This window comes from Corynebacterium spheniscorum (assembly GCF_900113445.1).
Classification (GTDB): domain Bacteria; phylum Actinomycetota; class Actinomycetes; order Mycobacteriales; family Mycobacteriaceae; genus Corynebacterium; species Corynebacterium spheniscorum.
Window position 1 is genome coordinate 224060 of record NZ_FOPJ01000002.1, and the last position, 24386, is coordinate 248445.

The 24386-nt window shown below is 58.0% G+C and carries 23 protein-coding genes; 20 read left to right on the top strand and 3 right to left on the bottom strand.

Translation table 11 applies throughout. The annotated features are described in order from the left end of the window. The 3 genes from BMZ01_RS02535 to BMZ01_RS11110 all read left to right on the top strand — a co-directional run bounded on the left by BMZ01_RS02535 (nt 1) and on the right by BMZ01_RS11110 (nt 2728). Nucleotides 1-2046 carry a M3 family metallopeptidase gene (locus BMZ01_RS02535; RefSeq protein WP_092284246.1) on the top strand — a complete coding sequence of 682 codons (2046 nt, stop codon included), beginning with the start codon at nt 1-3 and terminating at the stop codon, nt 2044-2046. Between the two features lie 78 nt (nt 2047-2124). Beyond that, nucleotides 2125-2445, top strand: coding sequence for a hypothetical protein (locus tag BMZ01_RS02540; protein ID WP_092284091.1), 321 nt, complete (start codon nt 2125-2127; stop codon nt 2443-2445). 142 nt (nt 2446-2587) lie between these two features. Then, entirely contained in the window at nt 2588-2728 is a 141-nt protein-coding gene (locus tag BMZ01_RS11110) for a hypothetical protein (protein WP_092284093.1), read from the top strand. Nucleotides 2729-2756: 28 nt separating this feature from the next. Here the strand turns inward: BMZ01_RS11110 and BMZ01_RS02550 are convergent, their stop codons facing one another. Then, nucleotides 2757-4880 carry a 4-alpha-glucanotransferase gene (locus tag BMZ01_RS02550; RefSeq protein WP_177180021.1) on the bottom strand — a complete coding sequence of 708 codons (2124 nt, stop codon included), beginning with the start codon at nt 4878-4880 and terminating at the stop codon, nt 2757-2759. 199 nt (nt 4881-5079) lie between these two features. On the opposite strand from BMZ01_RS02550, the gene BMZ01_RS02555 reads away from it, so the two are divergent. The 14 genes from BMZ01_RS02555 (at nt 5080) to BMZ01_RS02620 (ending at nt 19581) form a co-directional block, all read left to right on the top strand. Continuing rightward, complete coding sequence (locus BMZ01_RS02555) at nt 5080-6915, top strand: AMP-dependent synthetase/ligase (RefSeq protein ID WP_223846007.1); 1836 nt, start codon at nt 5080-5082, stop codon at nt 6913-6915. Nucleotides 6916-7038: 123 nt separating this feature from the next. Continuing rightward, nucleotides 7039-7734, top strand: coding sequence for a hypothetical protein (locus BMZ01_RS02560; protein ID WP_092284097.1), 696 nt, complete (start codon nt 7039-7041; stop codon nt 7732-7734). Continuing rightward, nucleotides 7731-8867 (top strand): radical SAM family heme chaperone HemW, encoded by a 1137-nt coding sequence (gene hemW, locus BMZ01_RS02565; RefSeq protein ID WP_092284099.1) that lies wholly within the window; start codon nt 7731-7733, stop codon nt 8865-8867. Before BMZ01_RS02560 ends, hemW begins: the two co-directional genes overlap by 4 nt. A gap of 41 nt (nt 8868-8908) precedes the next feature. Further along, nucleotides 8909-9931: a heat-inducible transcriptional repressor HrcA gene (gene hrcA / locus BMZ01_RS02570; protein ID WP_092284101.1), complete on the top strand. Its 1023-nt coding sequence runs from the start codon at nt 8909-8911 to the stop codon at nt 9929-9931. Between the two features lie 65 nt (nt 9932-9996). Next, nucleotides 9997-11139 (top strand): molecular chaperone DnaJ, encoded by a 1143-nt coding sequence (dnaJ, locus tag BMZ01_RS02575; protein WP_092284103.1) that lies wholly within the window; start codon nt 9997-9999, stop codon nt 11137-11139. Then, nucleotides 11139-11873, top strand: a complete 735-nt coding sequence (locus BMZ01_RS02580) for a 16S rRNA (uracil(1498)-N(3))-methyltransferase (protein WP_092284105.1) — start codon at nt 11139-11141, stop codon at nt 11871-11873. The genes dnaJ and BMZ01_RS02580 overlap by 1 nt, the downstream gene beginning before the upstream one ends. Nucleotides 11874-11893: 20 nt before the next feature. Beyond that, nucleotides 11894-12958, top strand: coding sequence for a PhoH family protein (locus BMZ01_RS02585; protein ID WP_092284107.1), 1065 nt, complete (start codon nt 11894-11896; stop codon nt 12956-12958). After that, nucleotides 12955-13515, top strand: a complete 561-nt coding sequence (gene ybeY, locus BMZ01_RS02590; protein WP_092284109.1) for an rRNA maturation RNase YbeY — start codon at nt 12955-12957, stop codon at nt 13513-13515. Before BMZ01_RS02585 ends, ybeY begins: the two co-directional genes overlap by 4 nt. Nucleotides 13516-13524: 9 nt before the next feature. Then, on the top strand, nt 13525-14856 hold the full coding sequence (locus BMZ01_RS02595) for a hemolysin family protein (RefSeq protein WP_092284111.1): 1332 nt from the start codon (nt 13525-13527) through the stop codon (nt 14854-14856). Between the two features lie 44 nt (nt 14857-14900). Continuing rightward, nucleotides 14901-15749: a pyridoxal kinase PdxY gene (pdxY, locus tag BMZ01_RS02600; RefSeq protein ID WP_092284113.1), complete on the top strand. Its 849-nt coding sequence runs from the start codon at nt 14901-14903 to the stop codon at nt 15747-15749. 135 nt (nt 15750-15884) lie between these two features. Then, nucleotides 15885-16805 (top strand): GTPase Era, encoded by a 921-nt coding sequence (era, locus tag BMZ01_RS02605; RefSeq protein WP_177180022.1) that lies wholly within the window; start codon nt 15885-15887, stop codon nt 16803-16805. A 14-nt stretch (nt 16806-16819) separates the two neighbouring features. Beyond that, nucleotides 16820-17575, top strand: coding sequence for a DNA repair protein RecO (gene recO, locus BMZ01_RS02610; RefSeq protein ID WP_092284117.1), 756 nt, complete (start codon nt 16820-16822; stop codon nt 17573-17575). A gap of 52 nt (nt 17576-17627) precedes the next feature. Beyond that, entirely contained in the window at nt 17628-18362 is a 735-nt protein-coding gene (locus tag BMZ01_RS02615) for an isoprenyl transferase (RefSeq protein WP_092284250.1), read from the top strand. Between the two features lie 79 nt (nt 18363-18441). Continuing rightward, nucleotides 18442-19581 (top strand): VIT1/CCC1 transporter family protein, encoded by a 1140-nt coding sequence (locus tag BMZ01_RS02620; RefSeq protein ID WP_092284119.1) that lies wholly within the window; start codon nt 18442-18444, stop codon nt 19579-19581. A 116-nt stretch (nt 19582-19697) separates the two neighbouring features. On the opposite strand, the gene BMZ01_RS02625 is transcribed toward BMZ01_RS02620, so the two are convergent. After that, nucleotides 19698-20147 (bottom strand): Fur family transcriptional regulator, encoded by a 450-nt coding sequence (locus tag BMZ01_RS02625; protein WP_092284121.1) that lies wholly within the window; start codon nt 20145-20147, stop codon nt 19698-19700. A gap of 156 nt (nt 20148-20303) precedes the next feature. Further along, entirely contained in the window at nt 20304-20849 is a 546-nt protein-coding gene (locus BMZ01_RS02630; protein ID WP_092284123.1) for an ArsR/SmtB family transcription factor, read from the bottom strand. Nucleotides 20850-21511: 662 nt separating this feature from the next. On the opposite strand from BMZ01_RS02630, the gene BMZ01_RS02635 reads away from it, so the two are divergent. From BMZ01_RS02635 to BMZ01_RS02645, 3 genes are all read left to right on the top strand, one after another. Continuing rightward, complete coding sequence (locus tag BMZ01_RS02635; protein WP_092284125.1) at nt 21512-22897, top strand: glycine--tRNA ligase; 1386 nt, start codon at nt 21512-21514, stop codon at nt 22895-22897. Between the two features lie 2 nt (nt 22898-22899). After that, nucleotides 22900-23418, top strand: coding sequence for a hypothetical protein (locus BMZ01_RS02640; RefSeq protein WP_092284127.1), 519 nt, complete (start codon nt 22900-22902; stop codon nt 23416-23418). A 129-nt stretch (nt 23419-23547) separates the two neighbouring features. After that, nucleotides 23548-24354 (top strand): hypothetical protein, encoded by an 807-nt coding sequence (locus BMZ01_RS02645; RefSeq protein ID WP_143067429.1) that lies wholly within the window; start codon nt 23548-23550, stop codon nt 24352-24354. The last annotated feature ends 32 nt before the right edge of the window (nt 24355-24386 follow it).

Consider the following 24386-nt stretch of genomic DNA (forward strand, 5'->3'; position numbering starts at 1 on the left):
ATGCTCGCCCCTTCTGCTTTGCCCTACCACTTACCGGACTTCGCAGCCTTTAAGACCGAGCTCTTCCTCCCGGCTTTCCGCGAAGCCATGCGCCGCCATGACCAAGAAATCCACGCCATTACCCAGGAAACTCAGCCCACCTGGGAAAACACCGTGGAGGCCATGGAAGAAGCAGGACAGGAACTCAACCGTGTTGCAGCGGTGTTCTTCAATCTCCAAGGCACCGACTCCTCCCCAGAGTTAGACGCCATCGCTGAAGAAATCGTTCCGGAGCTTTCCGCCCATGATGATGCGATCTACCAAAACCAAGATCTCTTCGAACGCATCCAAGCTGTGGAGGTCCCAGAAGATGAAGAATCCCAGCGCCTGCACGAGCACCTGCTGCGCGCTTTCCGCCGGCGCGGTGCCGCCCTTAATGAGCAAGGCCGTGCCGAGCTTTCCAGCATTAACCAACAGCTGAGCTCACTATCGGAAACCTTCGGCCGGAATCTCCTGGCGGACACCAAAGAACTAGCCGTGCGTTTCGATGATCCAGAAGAACTCGCCGGGTTAGGAGAATCCGGAATCAAAGCCGCCCAAGCAGCCGCCAGCGACCGCGGCGTAGAAGGCTATGTGCTTCCCATTGAGTTGCCCAGCGTGCAATCAGCCCAATCCTCCCTAGAGCACGCCGCGTCCCGCCGCCGGCTATATGAACAAGCAGGCCGGCGCGGTGCCGACTCGAATGGGGAAGTGCTCCTTAATATGGTGCAGCTGCGTGCGCGCCGGGCTGAACTACTGGGCTATGCCCACCACGCTGATTATGTGATTGAAGAAGAAACCGCACCCGATGCCACCGCAGTGCGCCGCCTCCTAGAAGACCTCGCACCGGCTGCCGCAGCCAACGCCGCTGCCGAATACAAACTCGCAGCCGAAGCCGCCGGCATTGTCGATAAGGACAATGAGGTGGAAGCGGCCGACTGGCCCTATTGGGAAGAACAAGTTCGTCGCCGCGACTATGACCTGGACTCCGCAAAACTTGCATCCTATTTCCCGCTCGACCAGGTCCTACGCGATGGTGTTTTCTACGCCGCCAATCGCCTCTATGGCATTGAGGTGATCCCCCGCGATGACCTGAAGGGCTACGCCGATGGGGTACAGGTGTGGGAAGTTAAAGACGAAGATGGCAGCGGCATCGGCTTATTGCTTACCGACTATTTCGCGCGCCCCAGCAAACGCGGTGGCGCCTGGATGTCCAGCTTCGTGGACCAATCCGAACTTCTTAACACCAAACCCGTGGTCATCAATGTGATGGGCATTAACCGACCCTCTGATGGCTCCCAACCGCTACTCAGCTTGGATCAGGTCACCACCGTTTTCCACGAGTTCGGCCACGGTCTCCACGGCCTATTGTCCAAGGTTCGTTACCCCAGCTTCTCGGGTACCTCCGTGCCGCGCGACTATGTTGAATTCCCCAGCCAGATCAACGAAAACTGGGCTTTTGAACCCAGCATTGTCCGCAACTATGCCCGCCACGTCGATACCGGTGAAGTCATCCCTGATGAGCTGCTGGATGCCATTGAGCGTTCCCGCACCTTCGGCCAAGGTTTCGCTACTTCCGAATACCTTGGTGCTGCGATTATCGATCTGGCCTGGCACATGCTCAGCAGTGATGAAACCCGAAAGATTTCCGCGGACCCCACCAGCATCGCTGAGTTCGAGGCTCGCGCCCTGGCTAACTATGGCCTGGATATGGAGCATCTCGCTCCGCGCTATCGCTCTACTTACTTCAACCACATTTTCGCCGGCGGCTACTCCGCGGGCTACTACTCCTACCTATGGGCTGAAGTACTCGATGCCGATGGTTTCGAATGGTTCAAAGAAGTCGGCGCCACCGGCGAAGCCCCAACCAAGGAAGATATGCGCGCCGCGGGCCAGAAATTCCGCGACCTCGTGCTCTCCCGCGGTGCAGCGAGTGACTACACCCAGGCCTTTAAGGCGCTGCGCGGTCGCGATAAGGATGTCAACGCCTTGTTGGTTCGCCGCGGGCTAGGCGGCACCGCGGTTTAAGACGCCGCGCCCTTTAAACTGGAACCCAAAAGAGAACCAAGCAAGATTAAGGAAGCGAAAGGATCAGAAGCGTAGTGCGTGATTGCGATGCGTGACTATGTGACTGCCTGGGCAGATTGGATCGCCCAGCATCTCACCAGCGCACCACTATGGCTCCAGGCCCCCATTGTGATTCTCGGAGCCCTGATCCTCTGCGCTGTCCTGGCCATTATTCTGCTGCGGATTATCGACTTCCTCTCCGTCAAGGTATTCCGCAGCTCCGGCCCCACCCGCACCCACAGCGCACTACGCGCTCAACGTGCCCTTCGCGCTCAACGACGACAAGCCTCCGAGGATCCGCAACAGGGCCCACCGGAGTGTGGTTCGGTGCGCATCATTGTCTCGGAAGATCCGCGCTAGGGAACCCCCAAAGGAAAGAATATTCCTGGCAAGTAGGGCTAATCATTGTGCTGCGCGCTACGATGCTTCTCATAGTGCTAACCCCACGCACCCAAAGCGCGCGGGGATCACAAGATTTTTTAGATGAGGAGCTAAGCCAAACATGGCAAACCCGGAGGAACTTCGGCGCGAGGACCAAAAACTACCTAGGGCGCGGCGCAAGTACCCGCAATCACGCGTCACCCAAGCTCTCATCCTCTTGATCATCGTGATCGTGGTGGCCTGGCTACTCTCCCTGCTCTAGCTCTAGGCCACCAGGGCTTCAAAGCCCCTTAACGCTTCGCGGCCTCCGCAACCTGCTGATAGAGCTTGAGCTTGGGCAACTGCGAGATATACAAGGGCTTACCCTCGGCATCGCAGAGCGGCACACACCAATTCGGGTAAAGATCATTGGTGGTACCCGGCTGATTCTGCGCCCGACGATCGCCCACCATATCCACCAACAAGGTGCAGGTCAGGGCAGAGGCAGTACCAGCCACAAAGCGGTGCATCCCAATCAACAAATCCGTGGTATCGCCACGCTCATCACGCGCTAAACCTTCAAACTCGGTGCCGGCCAACGCCGTGCCCTCAAAGCACCCAGCCTCGGCAACGCGGTCCAAAACCTCGTTTTGCCACTCCAGGTCCTCTTCCTCTTCGACCTTCGCCGGGCGGGCCAAAATCCCTAACTCTTCGCGCAGGCGAATATGCTCGCCATCCAAACATCCAGCGCAGGGCGGCAGATCATGGGACCCAATCGAGGCCAAGGCCAAGGAGCGGTATTCCTCCTGGCGGCGCGGTCCATCCCCTTGGGGCGAACCCTCAAACCACAGCAGGGAAGTACCCAAAATGCCGCGCTCAGAGAGCACATCTTGAACCCACGGCTCAAAGGTGCCGAGATCCTCACCAATGACCACCGCTCCGGCACGCTCAGCTTCCAGGGCCAAAATGCCCACCAAAGCTTCATGCGAATAGCGCACATAGGTGCCATCCAATGGGGTTTCCCCACGCGGAATCCAGAACAAGCGGAATAGCCCCAACACATGGTCCACGCGGATACCACCAGCATGGCGAACCATGGTGCGCACCAAATCCCGCCAGGGGCGGTACGCATCTTCGGCGAGTTTCTCCGGGTGCCATGGCGGCTGCGACCAATCCTGGCCCTGTTGGTTGTAATTATCCGCCGGTGCCCCCACCGAGGCCGCCGGCGCTAACACGCTGGCAAGATTCTCAGCATCCGCCCCACCGGGGTGCACACCCACCGCCAAATCAGCCATGATGCCAATCGACATCCCAGCCGCTAAGGCACGTTCCTGGGCAGCAGCCAGCTGCTCATCGCAGAGGAATTGCAGCCACATATAGAACTCGCCGAGTTCCTCCGTATCCGGCTCAATGGCATGCGCGGGCAATAACCCGGCCTCTAATTCACGCTCAGCACACCAACGCGCAAAATCCCTCAGGCCCTTACCTTCACGCTCCACATAGGTCTTAAAAGCCTCACGGCGCTCATCACTATGCGGCATGGCATAAAGCTCACGAAGCACCTGCAATTTGGCCTCATAAATGGGGCTACGCTCAATCGGATCCGTCGATAAACCCTTCAGCGGGGCACTCAATTCACCGATCTCGGCAACTAATTCCTTATCGAGTTGCTCAAACTCCGGAATATCCTCCACCCGCAAATACAAGGGATTATGGAAACGCCTCGTGGTCGGCAAATACGGCGAATCCTCAATCGGCGGGAAAGGCTGCGCCGCATGCATGGGGTTCACCAGCAAATAATCAGCGCCCGCGGTCTTCGCCACGATTTCCGCTAATTCCCCAAGGTCATGGAAATCACCCATGCCCCAAGAATCCTCAGAACGCACTGAATAAAGCTGCGCCATCACACCGGTTGCTGGATTATCCACATACTTATCTGCAGTAGATAGCCGCTGCGGGGTCACAATCAGCTGGCAGGAGCTTTCAATGCTTCCCGAGATCATGTGGATACGGTGCCAGCCCAAGGGCAGGGTAGGTGGGGCGACAAAGCTTGCCTCACCCCACGCTTGGCCATCCACCACGCGGGGCGGATTCCAATTCTCCCTTTGCTCCAGCGGCTCAATATGGGTGCCGTCTTCTAACTCAATCCAAATGCGCACATCCTCGCCATCGTGGACATGCACGTGGAAGACATATTCATAACCGCATACCGCCACCACACAAGGCGGTAGTGGGCGGGAAGCCTGGCGATCATAAAAACGCACCAAGGCATCGGAAATGGAGGTCTCATTAGCCTCCACATCCACCCCTAAGGCATGCAAAGTTTTGATCTTTGTGGCTTCGGTGACGGGCACCTCTTCACCTGTCGAAGACATATAGGTGGTGGCAACGCCATGGCAGGCGGCAAGTTCATTGAGCAGCTCGTGATAAGTCACATGCGCTATCCTGCCATGCCCACCTACTTCACAGAATCCCAGGGTGGGTACCAAGGGGGGTACTTCTCGAGCACAAGCCGGATCCACAGCACCGCACACCCCCAACACGCCGGGCCGTAGGTGGCGAAGAAGCAACCAAGCCCGCTAGATTATGAGGAATCCATCATGTTTTACCCAAGCCTCAAGGGAAGTGAGCACCATCGTGCAGGAGTACGGAACCCCCGCGGACTATGACGTTGCGCCGCAGGAAACCTGCCTAACGGCACTACTCGACACCGTCAAGGCACGCCCCTATGGGGTCCTCTTCACCCGCCCCGCCAACTACGAGTGGGTGAATGTCACCGCCCAAGACTTCATTGAAGAAGTCTTCGAAGTCGCCAAAGGCCTCATCCATAATGGCGTCCAACCAGGCGACCGCGTCGCCCTGCTCTCCGATACCCGCTATGAGTGGACACTGCTTGACTTCGCCATCTGGGCTGCTGGTGCCGCCAGCGTTCCGATATACGGATCTAGCTCCGCTAGCCAAATCCAGTGGATCATCGAAGACTCCGGCGCCATCTTCGCCATCACCGAAACCCGCGACCACACCGACGCCATGGAACACCTCGTCCTTGGCGAAGACGGCAAACCCGCACTGACCACCTCGACCTCCCAACTACGCCGCATCGTCGAAATCAACTGCGGTGGCATCGACACCCTTAAATTCGAAGGCCGCCCCGTCGCCGATGAGGAAATCCATCAACGCATCGAGGCCTCCCGCGCCGATGACCTCGCCAGCCTGGTCTACACCTCCGGCACCACCGGCCGCCCCAAAGGCTGCCGCCTTACCCACCGCAATTGGTTAAGCGAAGTCCGCGCACTGCTTACACACCCCATCGGCGCCATCGCCGTGCCCGGCACCCGGGTGCTTACCTTCCTCCCGCTGGCACACGTGCTGGCGCGTGCCGTATCCCTTGCGGTAGTCATCGGTGGTGCCACGCAATCGCACTGGTCAGATTTCTCCACCATCGCCCTGGAATTCCAACGTGCGCGCCCCAATATGATCCTCGGCGTGCCGCGCGTTTTCGAGAAGGTCCGTAACTCCGCGGCCGCCAATGCCCACGATGGTGGCGCGATGAAAGGTGCGGCCTTTACCCGCGCCGAAAAGATCGCCATCGAATACTCCAAAGCCTTGGACACCGATGAGGGCCCCAGCCGCGCCCTCAAACTCAAGCACGCCATGTACGACAAAGTGGTGTACGCCAAAATCCGCGAAGCCATGGGTGGGGCAGTGCGCTATTGCATCACCGGCGGTTCCGCTATGAGCCCGGATCTGTTGCACTTCTACCGCGGCCTGGGTGTCCCGGTATATGAGGGCTATGGCCTTACTGAAACCGCAGCTGCTGCCTGCGTGGACTTCGATAACCAAAAAATCGGCACCGTCGGTCGCCCCGTTGGCGGCATGACCGTCCGCATCAACGATGATGGCGAGATCCTGCTCAAGGGCACCACCGTCTTCGAAGGCTATTGGAATAACCAAGAAGCCACCGACTCCTCCTTCGATGAGGAAGGCTGGTACAACACCGGCGACCTCGGCGAACTCCTGGATTCCGGACACCTGGTCATCACCGGGCGTAAGAAGGATCTCATCGTCACCGCCGGCGGTAAGAATGTCTCACCTGGCCCCATGGAAGATGCTCTGCGCGCACACCCCATGATCAGCCAAGCCATGGTGGTTGGCGATGGCAAACCCTTCATCGGCGTGCTGGTCTCCCTGGATGAAGATGCCCTTATGCGCTGGAAGCTCAATCGCAATATCCCGGCGAATAAGCCGCTCAAGGATCTGGTCACCGATCCAGCCTTACGCGCGGAAATCCAAGACGCCATCAATATGGTCAATGGCACCGTCAGCCATGCCGAGGCGATCAAGAAGTTCTACATCCTGGATCGCGACCTCACCGAGGAAGCCGATGAGCTCACCCCCACCATGAAGGTCAAACGCAACGTGGTGGTCCGCCGCTATTGGGACGCCATCCAGCAGCTCTACCGCCGCTAATTTTTCGACACGCCGGCGACCTGCATTTTGAGCGCAGTTCCCGCAGTTTTCCAGGTGCATTCTATAAAGTCAGGTCACGTCAACACCAGACTGGGAATCACCTGAGAAGGGAGCCGCGGAGGAATGCAACGCCTCGCCGCAGAACTGCGCCACCGTGAGCTCACCCAAGAGATCTTCGATATTGGCGATGAAGTCGCCGCCTATATCGAGAACCTGGTGGAAGCAATCGAAGATTATGACGCCGAATTAGTCGCCGATTGCCTAGCCGAACTCGACGAGATCATCGCCGACGCCCGCCATGATGCCCGCATGATCTCCGCGGAACTGCCCGGGCTTCGCCACGCCCTTACCTCCGGCCTGCGCGCCGGGGTGATGAGCGCACGCACCATCCCCTCGGATCGCGAAAACGTCGCCGAACCCATCCTCCTCGGCGCCAAAGAATTGCTCGAAGCCCACCCCGTGGAAGGCACCCCGGTTGTCGTCGCGGAGCTTAAAGAAGCTCTCATCCAGCGCACCGCCACCACCGTCGCCCAACTCCAGCACCTGGTGGCGTGGATCCTCGACATGGCTGAGCGCACCGCCGATGACCCGGAAAATCTCAACCTCGGCCAAGCCTGCTCGCGGGCCGCGCAGATCGCACACTACGCGGCCCAAGGCTGGCGCATCGCAGTCACCGAGGCGCACCCCGGGGTGGCCCGCACCATGCGCGGCCACAAACCCCCGCAATTCCTCAACGAACGCGCCCGCATCGACGCCATCGTCGCCAAGGTGGCAGCTCGCCGCCGCAGCAATGCCGCCGGCGCCGGAGCCGCAAGTTGAGTTTTGGGCTCTACATTCACGTTCCTTTTTGCGCCTCTCGCTGCGGCTACTGCGACTTCAACACCTACACCCCAGGCGAACTAGGAAGCAGCTCCAGCCCCGAAAGCTACCTCGACGCGCTGGAACGCGAACTCGAATTAGTCGCCGCCTGCCCCGATACTCGCCCCGCCACCACCGTCTTCATCGGCGGCGGCACCCCCTCCATGCTGGGTGCGGATGGGCTAAGCCGCATCCTCCGCGCCGCGAAAAACACCATCGGTATCGCCCCCGGCGCGGAGGTCACCACCGAATCCAACCCGGAATCCACCTCCCCGGAGTTCTTCGAGGCGCTGCTTAACGCCGGCTACACCCGCATTTCCCTGGGCATGCAATCCACCGCCAGCCACGTGCTGCGCATCCTGGAGCGCCGCCACACCCCTGGCCGCGCCCTGCAGGCCGCGCATTGGGCTCAAAATGCCGGTTTCCAGCATCTTAACCTCGACATGATCTATGGCACTCCGGGGGAAAGCGATGAGGATCTCGCCCGCACCCTCGAGGATGTGCTCTCCACCCCCGTCGACCATGTGTCCGCTTACTCCCTGATCGTGGAAGATGGCACCGCCATGGCCCGCAGGGTTCGCCGCGGCGAGCTGCCCGCCCCCGATGAAGATATCCTCGCGCACCGCTACACCATGATCGACTCCGCGCTTTCTTCTGCGGGTTTCGATTGGTATGAGGTCAGCAATTGGGCTCGCCCAGGAGGCGAATGCCTCCATAATCTCGGTTACTGGCACGATCATGATTGGTGGGGCGCCGGCCCCGGCGCACATTCTCATATTGGTGACACCCGCTTTTGGAATCACAAACATCCCGCCACCTATTCCCGCATTCTCGCGGAAAATACTTTGCCCATTAAAGACTCCGAAACCCTCACCCCCACCGACCGCCACACGGAGAAACTCATGCTCGGCTTGCGTCTTAAAGAAGGCATCCCAGAAGAGTGGATTTCACCGGCCGCAGCCCCAGTGTTAGAAGATTTCGCTTCCCGAGATCGGCTGGAGCGCAAGGATGGTCGCGTGCGGGTCACCAAGGCTGGGCGTTTACTCGCCGATGGGATTATCAGCGCGATTTTGCTCGCGGAAGAAACCGCGTAACGAGGTAGACTCGGTTCCTTAAAGGGAGGTGTAGAAAAATTATGGCAGCTAGTAGCTCCACCGAAGAACGGCGCCGTCAAGTCTTGCGCGCCATTGTTGCCGACTACATTGCCTCCCAAGAACCCGTCGGCTCCAAAGCCCTCCTGGAGCGCCACCAGCTCAATGTTTCCTCCGCCACCATCCGCAATGACATGGCGGTTTTAGAAGCAGATGGCCTGATTGCCCAGGAACACGCCAGCTCCGGGCGTATCCCCACCGAGAAGGGCTACCGCTACTTCGTGGACTCCATCCACGACATCAAACCGCTATCTGCTGCCGAACGCCGCGCCATCCAAACCTTCCTCGAAGGCGGGGTGGACCTAGAGGATGTACTACGCCGCAGCGCCCAGCTACTCTCCCAGCTCACCCACCAAGCCGCCGTTGTGCAATTGCCGACCTTAAAGGTCTCCCGCGTCAAACACTGCGAGGTAGTAGTGCTCTCACCTTTCCGGCTCATGCTGGTTCTCATTACTGACACCGGCCGGGTGGATCAGCGCAATGTGGAATTAGACCACCCCATCGTCGATGAAGATGTGCACCGCCTCCGGGATCACATTAACCACGCTTTAGTCGGTAAAACTCTCCACGATGCCGCGCATTCTTTAACCCAAATGGAAGTGCCGGAGGATATTAAACCCCCCTTGCGGCGTTGTGCCCGCATTCTTATTGACACCCTCGTGGATCGCCCTGCAGACCGTATTATTATGGCCGGGGCATCCAATCTCACCCGCATGGCATTTCCCGCCAGTTTGCCGATGGTGTTAGAAGCCTTAGAAGAACAAGTTGTGGTTCTCAAACTGCTCGCCAATGTGCCAGATTTGGGTGATGTCAATGTGTTTATTGGTGAAGAAAATGAAAATAAGGAGCTGCATGGTGCCTCGGTGGTGACCACCGCCTATGGTTCAGAAGGCGCAGCGCTCGGTGGTCTGGGGGTTGTTGGCCCTACTTTTATGGACTATCCGGGAACAATTTCTAAGGTTTCTGCCGTTGCACGATATGTGAGTCAGGTACTCGCCGGAGAATAAGGCAGCTCGGCGGGGTACGCTGCTTCGAAGTAGAAATAGTGATTGTAGGAAGGTAAAGGTACAGCGTGGCCCGGGATTACTACGGCATCCTCGGAGTGGACCGCTCCGCAACGGAGCAGGAGATCAAGCGGGCATATCGCAAACTAGCCCGGAAATACCACCCCGACGTCAACGACAGTGAAGAAGCAGCGGAAATGTTCCGCGAAGTATCGGTCGCCCATGAGGTGCTCACCGATCCAGAAAAACGCCGCATCGTTGATATGGGCGGCGACCCTATGGAAGGCCCCAACGCCGGAGGCGGTGGATTCGGCGGATTCAGCGGCTCCGGTGGGCTCAACGACATCTTCGAAGCCTTCTTCGGTGGTGCCGGCGGCGGCTCCCGTGGGCCCCGCTCCCGCGTCCAACCCGGCTCCGATGCTCTCCTGCGTACCGCCATCACCCTGGAAGAAGCCTTCAAGGGTGTCAAGAAATCCATCACCGTGGATACCGCCGTGGTGTGCGAGAAGTGCCATGGCACGGGTTCGGAAAGCGAAAAGAAGCCGGAAACCTGTAAGCAATGCCGCGGCTCCGGCGAAGTCCAAGAAGTCCAACGCGGCTTCATCGGCAATGTGCTCACCACCCGCCCCTGCCCGAACTGTGAAGGCTTCGGCGATGTCATCCCCGATCCCTGCGGGGAATGCGGCGGAGCCGGCCGCGTACGCGCACACCGCGACCTTACGGTCTCGGTACCCTCCGGTATCGCCGATGGCATGCGCATCCGCATGGCCGGCCAAGGCGAAGTCGGCCATGGTGGTGGTCCCGCCGGTGACCTCTATGTGGAAGTCAAAATCAAACGCCACCCGGTGTTCACCCGAGAAGGCGATGACCTCCACATGACCATCAACATCCCCATGACAGATGCTGCCTTAGGTGTGGAGATCCCCGTGGATGGTGTGGATGGCACCACCCGCGACATCAAGGTTTCCCCCGGCATCCAGCCTGGCGAACGCATCCGCATGGAAGGTGCCGGCATGCCGCACCTGCGCAACCAAGGCACCGGCGACCTCATTGCCCACGTGGATATCAGCATCCCCAAGGCCTTGGATGATCGCTCCCGCGAATTGCTTGAACAACTCCGACAACACCGCCGCGACCAAGCCCGCGTCTCCTCGGATGAGGATGGCGAAGAATCCCTCTTCAGCCGCATCCGCAACCGATTCCGCCGCTAATGAGCCTTCCGAGTTTTTATCTCCCGGACCTCGCTGAACAAGGTGAACTCCTCACCCTCAGCGGGGCAGAAGGCCGCCACGCCGTCACCGTCAAACGCATCACCCCTGGTGAACGCATCCAACTCATCGACGGCACGGGCCTTGTTGTCGAAGCTAAAGTTCTTAGCTGCACCGGCAAAGACCAGCTCCACGCTGAAGTCCTCAATCTCCAACAGGCCCCGGTTCGCACCCCTCAGATCACCGTGGTGCAGGCACTCCCCAAATCCGAGCGCTCGGAATTAGCCGTTGACCTTGCTACCCAAGCCGGTGCGGATCGCATTATCCCCTGGGAGGCCGAACGCTGCATCGCTAAATGGCAAGGTGCCAAAAAAACCAAGGGCCCCAAAAAATGGGAGGACGCCGCACTAGCTTCCGCCAAACAATCCCGGCGAGTACGCATCCCCACCATCGAAGAGCCCCACAACACCGCGCACCTATGCCGCTTCCTTGAGCAGTCCAGCGCGCTGAAACTCCTCCTCCACGAGGACGCCACCACCGGTATCGCCAGCATGCCGCTTTCAGATGCCCAGGAAATCATCCTCATAGTTGGACCCGAAGGTGGCATCGGGGAAGTCGAATGCTCCCAACTTAAGGCCGCCGGGGCGCAGCTGGTGGCCTTAGGCCCAGAGGTGCTGCGCACCGCGAGTGCTGCGATGGTGGCATGTGCTGCCATTGGGGTACTCGCCCGCTGGTAGCGCCATATTGACTATTGTTTATGCCACATCCCATATCTCGTGCACAGAAAGCAGGCCGCACCCCTATCGTGAGTACTGACACCCCCAGTGATGTCGCCACCACCTCAGTGGAACTCGAAGAAACCCACACCCCCGGTGTATTGGGCATCAATGATGGCAACCTGCGCACCCTCAGCGAATTAGTGGGGGTGGATTCCTTCGCCCGCGGCAATATCGTGCGCCTGATAGGACCAGCGCATAAGATCATGCGCGCCAACCGAGCACTAATGGAAATGCAATCCATGGTGCGCCGCGGACACCCCGTCACCCCAGACGCCGTGCGCCACATCGTCAACCTCGTTGCCGTAGAAACCCCGGAAACGGCGGAAGAATCCCTGCGCAATGAAATCACCGTGCACCGCGGCAAAGTCATTCGACCGAAAACCGCCGGCCAAAAACGCTATGTCGACGCGATTGATGAAAACACCATCGTCTTCGGGATCGGCCCAGCAGGTTCCGGCAAAACCTATTTGGCGATGGCCAAAGCAGTACAAGCCTTGCAATCAAAAAATGTTTCCCGCATTATTTTGACCCGCCCCGCCGTGGAAGCAGGGGAGAAGCTCGGCTTCTTACCGGGCACCCTCAATGAAAAAATCGACCCCTACCTGCGCCCGCTACATGATGCGCTTCGAGAAATGGTGGACCCAGATACCATCCCGAAGCTCATGGAATCCGGTGTTGTCGAAGTAGCGCCCCTGGCCTATATGCGTGGTCGTACGCTTTCTGATTCCTTCGTCATCCTCGATGAAGCTCAAAACACCACCCCGGAACAAATGAAAATGTTCCTCACCCGCCTTGGCTTTGGATCCAAGATCGTCGTCACCGGTGATATCACCCAAGTCGACCTGCCTGGTGGCCAACACTCTGGGCTGAAGAAAGTACGCAATATTTTGCGCGGAGTTCCCGATGTGCACTTTGAGGAGCTCGGCAGCGAGGACGTGGTGCGCCACCAACTGGTCAGCCGCATTGTTGATGCCTACGCGGCCTATGACATGAAAGAAGAAGCCCGCCGCGGCACACACCGCGAGAAGGAGAACCACAAGTGAGCATTGAGGTCTTCAACGAATCCGGCGATGAGGGTGTCAATGAAGAAATGCTCATTGATGTCTGCTCCTTCGTCCTAGGGGAAATGGATGTCCACCGCGACGCAGAGCTCAGCCTCTACATCGTGGACCTCAACACCATTGCCGATTTACACCTGCGCTGGCTGGACCTACCTGGCCCCACCGATGTCATGAGCTTCCCCATCGATGAGCTGACCCCCGGTGGCCGCCCGGACGCACCAGAACCCGGCCCGGCAATGCTCGGCGATATTGTGCTCTGCCCAGAATTCGCCCTCAAACAAGCCAAAGCCGCCGGCCATGGCCTCGATCATGAGCTCGCGCTGCTGAGCGTGCATGGTTGCCTTCACCTACTGGGCTATGACCACGCCACCGCTGATGAGGAACGCGAAATGTTCGCACTGCAAAATGAACTGCTGGCGGATTGGTACGAGGATGTGACACGCCGCGGCGTGGAGTACCAAGAAAAACCTACCGGTAAGGGGGCTTTCCCCAGTGCAGCTGATCGTGAAGCCCTAGACCACGAACTAGAGCAGGAGTAACGGCTAAAGGTGGGCGAATTAATCTACGCACTGGTTACGATCTGTGCGCTTCTAGCCTCTGGTCTTCTCGGCACCGTCGAAGCAGCCGTGAGCACCATTTCCCGTGCCCGCGTTGAACAACTCCACAAAGATGAAGTCCCGGGCTCGATAAGCCTGCTCAAAGTCCTAGACCGCCGACCGGAACACATCAACCTACTGGTGTTGCTGCGCATGCTCCTGGATGTCACCGCAGCAGTATCCGCAGCCTGCCTGGCACTAAGCGCACTGGAATCCACCGTCATGGCCATTAGCGTGGCCATCGTCGGCATGACCCTGATTAGCTTCACCGTGGTGGGTGTTTTCTCCCGCACCATGGGGCGCAAAAACCCCTATACGATTTCGCTGCGGTCCGCACTCCTGCTGAGCGGCGTAGCCCGCATCCTAGGGCCCATCCCCAGGATGCTCATTTGGGCCGGTAACCTCCTTGCCCCAGGCTCTGGTTTCCGCGATGGCCCCTACGCGACCGAAGTGGAACTGCGCGAAATGGTCGATATCGCCCAGGAACACGGTGTTGTGGAAGTAGAAGAACGCCGGATGATCCAATCCGTCTTCGACCTGGCTTCCACAACCGCCCGCCAAGTCATGGTGCCCCGCCCAGAAATGATTTGGATTGAAGAGGAAAAAACCGCCGGCCAAGCCACCAGTCTATGCGTGCGCTCCGGGCACTCACGCCTACCGGTAACCGGTGAGAACCTCGACGACATCGTCGGCATCGTCTACTTGAAAGATCTGGTGAAATCCACCTACCACGCCATCGACGGTGGCTCCTCGGTGAAAGTCTCAGAAGTGATGCGCCCACCGGTGTTCGTGCCGGACTCCAAACCACTGGATGCGCTCCTACATGAGATGCAAACCGACCACACCCAGCTCGCCATCTTGATTGACGAGTTCGGTGGTGTCGCCGGGTTGATCTCCATGGAAGATATTTTGGAAGAAATCGTCGGCGAGATCGCCGACGAATATGACGACTTCGAAATCGCGGACTTCGAACAAGTCGGGGAGCGCAGCTTCCGTACCGTGAGTTGGTTGAATCTCGATGATCTGGCCGAAAACCTCAACGAGGCGCTCGACACAGATATCGAATTCGATGAAGAAATCGATGATCAGATTGAAACCGTCGCCGGTTTGATCGCCTATGAGATCGGCCGCGTACCGCTTCCGGGGAGCAAAGTTGCGCATAAAAACCTCATGCTGACTGCTGAAGGGGCGAAAGATCGCCGCGGCCGACTGAGGGTTCGTTCGGTATTAGTCGAGGTCGCCGAAGCAAGCGAGGATGAAGAAACCTCCGAAGAAGACGAGTAGCTAAAACTTGGGTTAAACGGTGTTCATCGTGTTGTATAGAACAGGTGAACATTCTCTCCATCCAATCTCATGTGGCCTATGGACATGTGGGGAACTCCGCCGCAGTGTTCCCCCTCCAACGCATCGGGCATGAAGTCTGGCCCGTGCACACCGTCTGCTTTTCTAACCACACCGGCTATGGCGCTTGGGGCGGCCCGCTCATTCCCGCCGCTGATGTTGCCGATGTGATTCGCGGCGTCGATGAGCGCGGAGAGCTTGCTCACGTTTCCGCAGTGCTTTCCGGCTACCAAGGCGGCGCCGATATCGCCGATGTCATCATCGACACCGTCGCCAAAGTCAAAGCCCAAAACCCCAACGCCATCTACGCCTGCGACCCGGTGATGGGCAACGCCAAGTCCGGCTGCCACGTCTCCGACCTCATCCCACCGCTACTTCGCGACAAGGTTGTGCCGGTAGCTGACGTGATCACCCCGAACCAATTTGAGCTCGGCTACCTCACCGGCACCGAACCTAGCGACCTGCAATCCACCCTGGATGCCATCCGTGCCGCCCAGGACATGGGACCGAAGATTGTGCTGGTCACCTCTGTGCAACGCCCGGAATGCCCAGACGACCAGATTGAAATGATCGCCGCAGACCGCGATGAAGCCTACCTAGTGCGCACCCCATACCTGCCCTTTAAGCGCAATGGTTCCGGGGATGTCACCGCCGCACTTTTCACCGGCCACCTCTTGAACACCGGTGATCTGGGCGAATCCCTGGCACGGACTGCCTCCTCCGTCTTCGACCTGATCGAAATGACCTTCAAGGCGGACTCCCGCGAGCTGCTACTCATCGATGCACAAGACTGCTTCGCGAACCCGAAGATGCAATTCCAGGTGGAAAAGATCTAGCAATCTCCAAGCCTTAGCCCCAGGGTGTTTTGTCCCTGGGGCTTTTCGCTGCCAAGGTAAGATGAGAAATTAACTATTTATGCAGCGCTTTTAGGCACCACCTTTGGGGCAGCATCACTATCTGGAAGGACCTTGGTGAGCACACAGTTCACAGACACCCCGGAGGGCTTTCGCTCCGGTTTCTTAAGCTTCGTTGGCCGACCCAACACCGGGAAATCCACCCTGACGAACGCCCTGGTGGGCGAAAAAATCGCCATCACCGCGGACCAACCAGAAACCACCCGACACCCCATCCGCGGCATCGTGCACCGCGATAACGCCCAAATCGTTGTGGTGGACACCCCAGGCCTGCACCGCCCACGCACCCTGTTGGGTGAACGACTCAATGAGATCGTCAAGGACACCTACTCCGATGTGGATGTCATCGGCTTTACCATCCCCGCCGATGAAAAGATCGGGCCCGGCGATAAATGGATCCTCAATGCGGTGCGCACCGTGGCGCCAAAAACGCCGATCATTGGCATCGTCACCAAAATCGACAAGGTTTCTCGCGACCAAGTCGGCGAACAACTCATCGCCCTGCATGAACTCCTCGGCCGCGAAAGCGAAGTAGTGCCCGTGAGTGCCACCGAAGATATCCAAACGTCGGTGCTGCTCGATGTTATTACCGAGGCGCTGCCGGAAGGTCCGAAGTTCTATCCGGATGATCACCTCACCGATGACTCCGATGAAAAACGGATGTCGGAATTCATTCGCGAAGCCGCACTGAAGGGCCTACGCGATGAACTCCCGCACTCTGTTGCTGTGGAGATCGACGAGATGATTGAGGACCCCGAGAAAGACCGCACCAATATTCACGCGGTGATCTATGTGGAACGCCCAGGCCAACGCATCATCCTCACCGGGCGGGACAGCCAACGCCTACGCCGCATCACCCATGATGCGCGCCGGGACATCATCAATATGCTCGGACGCAATGTGTATTTGGATCTGCGGATCAAGGTGCTCAAAAACTGGCAGTCGGATCCGAAATCGCTAGGACGCCTCGGCTTCTAAGCTGCTGAACATTCATGGCCCGGCGACCTAGCTATCGTGATCATGCGGTTGTGGTGCGCACCTATGACTTTGGTGAAGCCGACCGCATTATCGTGCTGCTTACCCGCGCACACGGGCTAGTGCGCGGGGTCGCCAAAGGAGTTCGCCGCGCCAAATCTCGCTTCGGATCACGCCTGCAACCCTTCGTGCTTCTAGATGTGCAGCTATATTCCGGGCGGAACCTGGACACCATTACTGCCGCGGACACCCTGGAGTTCTTTGGCGCCGGGATTATCGAAGTATGGGAGAACTACACCTCTGCCTGCGCGGTACTGGAGTCCGCTGAAAAACTCGCGGTTGCTCACTACGGGGAAGACCCCACCCTTTTTGATGCAGTCGTGCAAGCACTCAGGGAACTGCAAGAGCTTAAAGATAGCGAAGGGGAGCAGTATCCCACGCTGATTGTGGATCGCTTCCTCTTGCAAGCGATGGCGCACGAAGGCTGGTCACCGAGTCTGTTTAACTGCGCGGCCTGTAATAACCCCGGCCCGCACCGAAGCTTCCACCCCGGCCACGGTGGTGCCGTATGTGGAACCTGTCGACCTCCGGGAAGCCCGCGGGTACATCCAGAAACCCTGCACCTCATGTGGCTATTACTGCATGACTCGGAGCTTGACACCGTGCCAGAAAACTTTCCCACCCTTGTCGCGGAAGCACACCAGCTGACCCGCAGTTATTTGCAATGGCACTTAGAAAGAAGCATCGCTTCACTGAAGGTAATGGATCAGTAGTCAGCGTGATTGTGGCACGATAAGGAATGTGAACTCGAAGCCATGGCCCGATCTGGGACTAAATCCGCCGAATATCCCTGCTGAAAGAATCCCACGCCATATTGCATTGGTGATGGATGGTAATGGCCGCTGGGCACAAGAACGTGGCTTAAAAAGAACCGAAGGCCACCGTCGCGGCCAAAAAGTATTGATGACGGCGGTGGATGCATGCCTATCGATGGGCGTGGAGTACCTCTCCGCCTATGCCTTTAGTACCGAGAATTGGCGACGCACCCCAGAAGAAGTGCGCTTCCTGATGGGGTACTCTCGCGAAGTCTTGCGGAATGAACGCGACCAGCTCAATGCCAAAGGTGTGCGCATCCGCTGGGTGGGGCGACGTCCACGACTATGGCGCTCGGTCATTAGAGAATTAGAAGCCGCCGAGAAACTCACCGAATCCAATACCCGCATGACCCTGGCCATGTGCGTGAACTACGGCGGACGCGCAGAGATCGTGGATGCGGCACGAGAGATTGCGCGCCGGGCCGCTGCCGGTGAGCTGAGTCCGGGTGAGATTAATGAGAAAACCTTCGGCGCCTTTTTAGATGAGCCGGATATGCCGGATGTGGACCTATTCTTGCGTCCTTCCGGTGAGAAACGGGTGTCGAATTTCTTGTTGTGGCAATCGGCTTATGCGGAGATGGTGTACCAAAAGAAGCTCTTCCCGGACTTCACCGCTGAGGATCTTTTCGCCGCAGTTGAGGAATATGCGCAACGTGATCGGAGGTTCGGCGGGACGAAGAAATAAGATCGCGGATTGGGGCTATCGCTTCACAAAAATTCGCACTACAGTGAGCTGGCATTAGCACTATCAACAGAGGAGTTTTATGAAGGTGAATCCCAGCTCAGAGCCCACTCGAAGTCAGATCAACCGCTGGCGGCAATACCTTGCCAACGAGCGGGCAGAAGCAGCCGTTTATTGGGAACTTGCCCGCCGCGCCACCGGCGAAGAACGCGCTATTTTAATGACTTTGGCGGAAGCGGAATCACGCCATGAGACCTATTGGCGTAAGAAGCTGGGCGAGCATGTGGGTATGCCGAAGCAACCTGATTGGTCCACCCGGATCAATGGGTTCTTAGCACGCCGCTTCGGCACGGTGTTTGTGTTGGCGTTGATGCAAAACGCTGAACAGCGCAGCCCCTACCTTGATGATGAGGATGCCAGCGAGCAGATTGCCGCGGATGAACGCATCCACGCGGAAATTATTCGTGGGTTAGCTGCCCGCGGGCGGGAATCCATGTCGGGGAGTTTCCGTGCCGCTATTTTTGGGGCCAATGATGGGTTGGTGAGCAACCTGGCCCTGGTGGTGGGCATCATGGGCAGTGGGGTGAGTGGAAATATTATTCTGCTGACCGGCATTTCTGGTTTGCTCTCCGGGGCCTTGTCTATGGCGGCCGGTGAATATATCTCGGTGAAATCCCAAAGCGAACTCTTAGAGGCCTCCACCCCGAACCCTGGGGCACGGCAGGCGTTACCGCAATTAGATGTCAATGCCAATGAGTTGGCCTTGGTGTATCGCGCTCGCGGGATGAGTGAGGAAGTTGCAGAAAGGAAAGCCCGAAGCGTCTTAGCTGCCCTGCAGGCTGAGGCTCATCCGATGGTGCTGGAAGCACCCATTGCAGAAGATGAGGATGCGGTAGTTTGGCCCCTGGAAGTCGAAGAGGTAGTTGCGGAAGCCCCGGTTGATGGTGGGGAAGCGTGGAAGGCGGCCTTGTCGAGCTTCTTGTGCTTTGGTTCTGGTGCCTTGATTCCGGTGTTGCCCTTCTTGCTGCCGATTTCTTCTTTGACGGCTGGGATTGTGTCGGTGGTGTTGGTGTCCTTGGCGTTGATGATTACCGGTGGGATTACCGGTGTGCTCTCGGGACGTTCCCCGTGGACGAGAGCGCTGCGGCAATTGGCGATCGGCTTGGGCGCTGCTTCCGTGACTTATGTATTGGGCATGGCTTTTGGGGTAGCGATCGAGTAACGATTGGGTAGATAAGCTTAAAGCCCACCTGGCGGGGTTCTCGCACAGGTGGGCTTGGGCTTAGTGGGTGGGGTCTGGCTGTGTTTTCTTTGGGGGAGTTTCATGCAGAGCTGGATCTAATGGGAAGCAGACTCTTTTTTGGGATCATTGCAGTCGGAACAGGTTCCGAAGATCTCTGCGTCATGGCCGGTAATGGTGTAGCCATATTGGGAAGCAATGCGCTTGGCCCAATCTTCGACGGGACCACCATCGATTTCTTCGGTGCGACCGCAGACGGTGCAGACTAAGTGGTGGTGGTGTTCATCGCTATGACAATAGCGATAAAGGGTTTCGCCATTTGGCATATGCAGCACATCAACGGCATCCATATCCGAAAGGGTCTGCAAAGTGCGATAAACGGTTGTTAAACCAACCTTGGCATCGTCTTCTTCTAAGGCCTGGTGGATTTCCTTCGCCGAAGCGAAATTGGGAATTGACCACAGGGCATTGATAACTGCGGTGCGCTGCCTGGTATTACGAGGTCCTAACTTGGGCACATCTTCAGGAGCTTTGGGGTCACGCGTCACGGGTTCTCTCCTCTCTGACACTTTTCCTCACAATGATAATCACAGTGGAGTGGGAGTCCATGGGCAGGGGTAATCCTTACCTCACTTGATTGTTTCCGAAAAAGCGTGTGCTGTGGTGCGGTTATAGGTGGAGTGTGCGGGTAGCGAGCGGGGGTACTATTCCGGGCAAACCGGTGAGGTTTGGTCACTCATTGTGCGGATGGGTGCCGGAATGGTTGGGGGAACCGCTGATGGGGGTACCGCGGCAGCCGGGGCGTAGGCCGGGCCCGAGGCGGCGGAGCTGCGGCCCTTGTCGCTGGAGGCGCCGTCATCGAGAGAGTGCAGGGACTGGTGAGAGTCGATGGAGGTGACGGTGGCCCAGGCGGATTCGGGGGAGCTTGTTGCGGGGAAGCCGGTTGCGGTGGATTTCCCGGCGGATGCAGCAATAAGAAGAATTTCCAAAGCCTTTGGTTCAATTAATCGATAAACAACTTCGCGGCCGCGGCGTTCGGAATCCACCAATTCAGCAGTCTTGAGAACGCGAAGATGTTGGCTAATCAGTGGCTGGCTTTTTCGTGTGACTTTTACAATCTCATGAACATAACGTTCATGTTCGGCCAATAATAAAACGATCTGAATGCGCAGCCGGGAATCCAGGGCGCTGATAATCTTCGCGGCAGCAGCCTGGTCCATGGAGATAAAAGTTTCTTTATTAATATCCATTGTGGTCGTGGCAGCACGCCTTTCTTCACACATTGGGGGCCTAATGACCAGCTACTTTAGATAGTACGTCGTTGTAGGAGGTAAGTGTACCTACATCCAGGCCCCGATATGCTCGCCGGGCGTCCTAACCAGGTTGGCTTGGGGTGTCCAGTTTGTGAGCTGGGAGGTGGGTTTTGAGGTTGACCCTACTTTAGCGCAGCTCGATACTTTTTTAGCATTATGTGAATGTGCTGGGGGATGAGTGCAGGGGTGGAGCCCTTTGCTTGGATAGCGAAAATATATATGGGGAAATAGTCCCACAGACCCAGTTATGAGATTCTCAACTTAATCGAGCTAACTGTGCTATTTGCACTTTTGAGGGCATTCCGGATAGCTAATCAACCAATGATGTGTACACCCCCACTTAGGACTACTTAAGGTTGCAAGATTTCAGCATTGGCGGGTGAGCCTAAATCACGGGCAGGTACACCCTTTGGGGGCAACTCGCGGGGGAGGACAACCCAGGTGAGGCAAAGCTGAATCAGCGCCCAACTGGGCTAAGCAGGAGACCTAAGCCCGCCGATCTCGGGAAGCAAGCTAGACTGTGGGGACGAAAATCTCGGACGCACGCTGAACCTGCGCCGAGCCCTGGTTTTTCACGTCACTGAGGAGTCACAACTCGCATGGCCCAGACATCTGTCATCGACACCGTCGTTAATCTCTGTAAACGACGCGGCTTGGTCTACCCTTGCGGTGAGATCTACGGAGGAACCCGCTCCGCCTGGGACTACGGCCCCTTAGGTGTGGAACTGAAGGAGAACATTAAGCGCCAATGGTGGCGCCATATGGTGACCTCGCGCGCTGATGTGGTGGGCGTGGATACCTCCGTAATCCTGCCGCGGCAGGTGTGGGTGTCCTCCGGACACGTGGAAGTGTTCACCGATCCGCTCGTAGAATCCCTGCACACGCATAAGCGCTATCGTGCTGACCATCTGATTGAAGCCTATGAAGAAGAGCATGGGCACCCGCCGGCAAATGGCCTGGCCGATATTCCGGATCCGGAGACCGGTCAGCCCGGCAAGTGGACCGAACCGAAGGCATTCTCGGGGCTGTTGAAGACCTTCCTGGGGCCGGTGGATGATGAAGAAGGCCTGCACTATCTGCGCCCGGAGACCGCGCAGGGCATTTTTGTGAACTTCAAGAATGTGATGAACTCCGCGCGTATGAAGCCGCCGTTTGGCATCGCCAATATTGGTAAGTCCTTCCGCAATGAGATCACGCCTGGCAACTTCATCTTCCGTACTCGTGAATTCGAGCAGATGGAAATGGAATTCTTCGTCAAGCCCGGTGAGGATGAGGAATGGCACCAGAAGTGGATTGATGATCGCCACCAGTGGTACATCGACCTGGGTATTAAGCCAGAGAACCTGCGCCTTTATGAACACCCCAAGGAAAAGCTTTCGCACTACTCCAAGCGCACCGTGGACGTGGAATACGCCTTCGGTTTCGCTGGCTCGAAGTGGGGCGAGCTCGAAGGTGTGGCCAACCGCACCGACTATGACCTGAAGGTGCACTCGGAGGGCTCTGGTGAGGATCTTTCCTACTTTGATCAGGAAAGCGGCGAACGCTGGATCCCCTATGTGATTGAGCCGGCCGCTGGTCTGGGTCGCGCCATGATGGCCTTCTTGGTGGATGCCTATACCGAAGATGAAGCCCCGAACGCTAAGGGTGGGGTGGATAAGCGCGTGGTGCTGAAGCTGGACTATCGCCTTTCCCCGGTGAAGGTGGCGGTGCTGCCGCTGAGCAAGAAGGAGCCGCTGGGCGATAAGGCCCGCCAGCTGGCTGATGAGCTGCGTGCTTATTGGAATGTGGAGTTCGACGCCTCTGGTGCGATTGGACGCCGCTACCGCCGCCAGGATGAGATCGGAACGCCTTTCTGTGTGACTGTGGACTTTGACACCCTCGAAGATGATGCGGTGACCGTGCGTGAGCGCGACAGCATGGAACAGGAACGTGTGAAGATCAGCGAACTCAAGGGTTATTTGGCGGCTCGCCTGGTAGGTTGCTAACTATGCACTACACCTCTTGGGGACCGACCAAGTCTGATACCACCGAGCTCTTTATTGAAGAAGGGCCGGAGGTCTTGGCGACCTTCACCGACACTGAAGCGAAGGTGAAGGGGGAAGAGTGGGCGCTGGCGGTAGATAAGGACACCGCCACCGCTACCTTGCCGGATGGCAGTCGGTATACCGCCAGTGGTTTGCGCCGTGGTGGGACTGTGTCGGTGGACTTAGCTGGACGCCAATTCACCTTCACCAAGGAAAAGCGCAGCGATTGGATTATTGAGGATTCCCTCGGCCAGAAGATCGCGCAATTTTCTGGTGCCAATAATGGTGTGCGCAAGGCCATCACCGAGTTTGATGGGGAGACCTCGGAGCTCGCGGATGCGAAAACCTTGAGCACCAATGAGGTGATTGGGCTGAGCTGGTTTGTCCGCCGGGTGCTCTTAAGTGGCCTGAACACCGTAACCGTAGCAACGATCGCCACGCTGGCGTTTTTGACCTTCGTTGCGATCTTGGTGTTCCTCTAAACGGCGGAGGGGTGTGTCGCGGTGGTTATTGGAGGTGTGCGGGGCGGTTGGGCGTTGGGGCGCTGCGGCTCCGCACCTCTGGACCTCCGAGCCTTCATGCCTCCGATGAGCGACACTTGATGAGCGCCAATGACTGAAACGACGCTGGTATATCCCCTGCAGTGGGTGAGTGCTTCACCCACGCGGGGACGTGGCCGTGGAGTGGGGGAAGAGCACCTTCTTGATGGGCAGGGCCGTAGCTTGGCTTTCACCCGGGTTGAGAAGAAGCGTGGTGGGGGCGCTGAGTGCGATGTGAGCTTATATGTGGGCGGCGAAAGTGCCCATAGCGAGGATACCTGGAGCGGGACCTTAAGCCGACGGGATCGCCCGAGTTTAAGGCGCAGTACCTTCCTGGTGGAGGGGCAACTATTTGGCCCCAATGAGCAGCAGGTGGCTATCCGCGCTGAATTTAAGCGCCGCAGTGTCCGAGAGATCATTGTGGAGATTGGCGAGCGCAGTTTTTTAATGCAGCGCTGCGGGGTGGTGAACCAGGCCCGCCACATTGTGGATATGGAAACTGGGAACCATGCCTTAATGCTGATTGAGATTCTTCGCCCGCGACTGCAGGGGATGGAGAATTTACCTGGACCGCAGGGCTTGGGGATGCGCGGTTCGAAGGCGCGGGGTGCCAGTGAGCGAGGCTGTGGTGCGGGTAGTTTCGGCGCGGGGCGCTCTGGTGCTCGGCGCTCTAGCGCTCGGCGCCCGGGAGTGCGCGGGGGTCGCCCCTTTGTGAGGGCCAACCAAAGCGGGGCGGAGCCTATCCGGGAGGAATTGCCCGGGAAAGATGCTGGCTCATTAAAAATCCCAGCAGCTCGCGAGCTCGCTGCGCACGAGATCGCGGTTCTCTGCTGGGTATCTGCCCAGGTGGATATGACCTGGTTAGAGATGCGGGGTTAGAGGCCTCCGGGGAGAGGCCTCTGGTTGGGGGA